Genomic DNA, 3,233 nt, shown 5'->3' with positions numbered 1-3,233 from the left:
CTTTTAAACTCAAAAAGTAGCGACGATAACAAGTCTGAATGTTCTGTCTGAGAGGCGGTCTTAGAAGGCGTTGTCTCTGAACCCATATTGCCTCTCATCAAGATTTTTATTCATGATTAAAGGTTAGTCCATCTGGGCTGCTTTTCTACTTGAGTCCTTCGCAAGACATCAAAAATAAACGAAATAATTCCTTCCATTTTCTACAGTCCGACTATACTTAATTTACGACTCAAAGCAGTCGTAAAGAATAGGCTTTTTGATTTACCTAAGTAAAAAAATTGGTTATATCCATATGATATAGCTTAAAAAACTGCCAGGCTAAATGGATTTAGTTGGTCTAAAAAGCGCTAGCTCCCCCTAGCGCTTTTTCTTTTGCATCAGTCAAATTTACTCACGTATCTTCAACCACTTAAAGCGAGAAACGAGTCCATTTTTTTGCTCGCCAGCGGTACGCCATAATGATGCCTCGGAACCATTCATCCATCGCGATCGCCATCCAAGCACCAAGCACACCATACCCCCAGTGCACGCCGAGTAAATAGCTCATGGCAACCCCAATGCCCCACATGCTGAGGATGCCCATTTTTACTGGGAACTTAATATCGCCAGCGGCTTTCAAGCATGAGATGAAAATGAGGTTAAATACTCGACCGGCTTCGAGAATGATTGACCCCGCAATCAGCCCTGCCGCTAATGCGATGATCTCAGGATCTTGTGTGAACAAGTCGAGAATCTCATAGCGGAATAGGTAAACCACACAGGTGATCGTGGTTGAGGCGATGAAGCCCACCACAAAGTAGCGCTGTACACGTGACGTGATTTCATCGATCCACCCCTTACCAATGTAATAACCGGTTTGAATTTGGCTACCTTGACCAATGGCTAAAGCAAAGGCGAACGAGAGACGTGCGATGTTCTGAGCGTAGGTAAATGCCGCCAGTGATGATGTGCCCATCTGAACGACAAAGAAGGTAATGCTGATCTGTGCCATGTTGTAAGAGAGTACTTCACCCGCGTTCATCGAGCCGATCTTCATTATCTTCTGATAGATAGATTTCGGTACCGATTTAAACTGTTTCACGGGTAGGTCTATGCCTTTGCTTCTGACCACCCCAATTAAGATAAGCATGCCAATTATTTGGCTAGTCACGGTTGCAATGGCTACCCCTTGAACGCCGTATACCGGTAAACCAAAAGGTTGATAGAGCGCGCAGTAGTTGCCGAAGATATTAATCACACCTGCAATCATGTTGATGACCATTGGAGATTTAGAGTAACCATGACTGCGGAGGATAGTAGTGAGTACCACACCTATCGTGACGTTGAAAGTGAGGGCTCCGCTGATGAACAAGTACTCTTGTGCGTACTGCTCAACCTGAGCTTCAAGCTGATAAAGCGGAATAAAGTACTCTGCACCCAGCACCGCGAAAATACTCAGCAATACACCGGTAATGATGGCCAATATGATGCTGGCAACGCCGACTTGCGCGCTTTCTTGATCGCGTGAGGCGCCATTGTATTGGGCAATGAGAATACCAGTACCACTGCTGACCATGGTCGATACGATGATTAGGAAAAAGGATATCTGAGAGATAACACCAACGGCAGACACGGCTTTGTCTGAGTATCCAGATAACATGAATACATCACTGGTGTTTAGTGCAGTTCGAAGCAGTACTTCGATGAAAATTGGCCAAGTGAGCGCAACGATTCCCATGCGTTTGTTTAGGGTGGAATCAGCATTAGGCATTTAGGTTTTCTCAAAAAAAGGGAAGGCGAGACTATAGTTTAGTGGTTATTGGGTAAACGACTATCAAATTAATGTCCGGATTACGAATAAGGGTAAAGATATTTTGAATAAACCCGTATTGCCCACATTCTAGCTCTTTGCGGTGAAACTTATTCGCGTGTTTCATGGTGTGATTCGACCGGATTTCAGCCACTGAAAAATAGCAACAAAAGCTCAATGAGCAGGAGTGAGAGTAAAAGGATCATGGTAGGCCAGGTGCTATGACAGCTTGCCGTTTGCTTACATTGTTTCTATGTGTCAAGGCCACCTATAGCTGGCAGCCTTTTTATTCAAATGAAAGATAAGCTACTTTGTCGTGTCTCGTAGCTTGAGCTCGCTCGGCACGTAAACTCTTAATGGTATGCTTCGGGCGTCACGAGACTTTTCAATCAATAAGTTAACACTTTGAGTTCCCATTAATTCAGAATGAATACGGACGGTTGATAAAGATGGGAAGGTAAACTTAGCTGTTGGGCAATCATTGATGCTGATCATCGCTATGTCATCTGGAATGCTTAATCCATGTTCATGAATGGCACGTAAAACACCGATTGCGATTGAGTCTGATGCGATAAATATTGCTTTGGGATAGTTATCACTTTTTAGCATTTGATTCGCCAGGTTGTAGCCTGAAGAACTAGAGAACTCGCCTCGGTAGATATCTTGTTCGCTGACGACGTTCTTCAAATAACCGTATTCTGCAAAAGCTATCTCACGAAGATCTGGGGTGCGACTGTCGTATTGCCCGCCAATGAAACCAATGCGCTCGTAACCTTGGTTAATGAAAAAATTGGTGATTTCTTTGCTGATGCGGGCGAGGTCAATATCAACGGAGTCATAAAGTTCTGAGTGATCTGTATAGTTAACAAAGCAGATGTTACTCGTGAGTTTCTTTGCTTGTTCAATAACTTCTTTAGTCATCCTGCCAACGAGTAAAATGCCGCTAACTTGGCGTGAATTTGTCTGTATTTTACTTTCGTAACAGTTGATTAGGCCAATATTCATCTTTTCGCACTGGTTCTCGATGCCGTGGCGAATTGATAAGTAGTAAGGGTCCTTAACTTCAGCGTCCTGTTTGTAGTTATACAGTGCAAGAAAGTGGTGCTGCTTTTTGTTACTCGCCGTTTTACGCGAGCTACTGATTTTATAATCTAGCTTATCTGCAATTTCAAAAATACGCTTTTTGGTCTCCGCTTTGACGCTTAATGTTGGATCTTCATTGAGAACTCGAGAAACGGTAGCTAATGAAACATTAGCTTCAAGCGCGATATTTTTTAACGTAGCCATACTCACTTCCTGTAATTGGAACATTGCGCTGCTTTGAAATTTTTCAGTTTAAAGGCAATGTATCCCTTGATTGCATAGTCCCATCGCAGTCAAACGAAAGGCCATACATTAGCGGTCAGTAAAATCAATGTTTAACCACTTTATGTTGTTTTGAATC

The 3,233-nt window shown here is 43.1% G+C and carries 2 protein-coding genes; both read right to left on the bottom strand.

Going from position 1 to position 3,233, the window contains the following annotated elements:
• Positions 1 to 409 precede the first annotated feature (409 nt).
• The gene (locus BCT81_RS22235; protein ID WP_102425872.1) at positions 410 to 1,750 is read right to left on the bottom strand and encodes an MATE family efflux transporter; all 1,341 of its coding nucleotides are present in this window, start codon (positions 1,748 to 1,750) and stop codon (positions 410 to 412) included.
• Between the two features lie 345 nt (positions 1,751 to 2,095).
• Entirely contained in the window at positions 2,096 to 3,076 is a 981-nt protein-coding gene (gene ebgR / locus BCT81_RS22230) for a transcriptional regulator EbgR (protein ID WP_102425871.1), read from the bottom strand.
• Positions 3,077 to 3,233 lie beyond the last annotated feature (157 nt).

The sequence above is a fragment of the Vibrio sp. 10N.261.52.A1 genome, assembly GCF_002876325.1.
GTDB lineage: Bacteria > Pseudomonadota > Gammaproteobacteria > Enterobacterales > Vibrionaceae > Vibrio > Vibrio chagasii.
The sequence above is the reverse complement of the archived record's forward strand: the minus strand, read 5'-3'. Positions and strand labels throughout refer to the sequence as shown.

Excerpts from the sequence above, each read along its gene's own strand:
- BCT81_RS22235 (WP_102425872.1), bottom strand. The coding sequence starts at position 1,750 with ATGCCTAATGCTGATTCCACCCTAAACAAACGCATGGGAATCGTTGCG.
- ebgR (WP_102425871.1), bottom strand. The coding sequence starts at position 3,076 with ATGGCTACGTTAAAAAATATCGCGCTTGAAGCTAATGTTTCATTAGCT.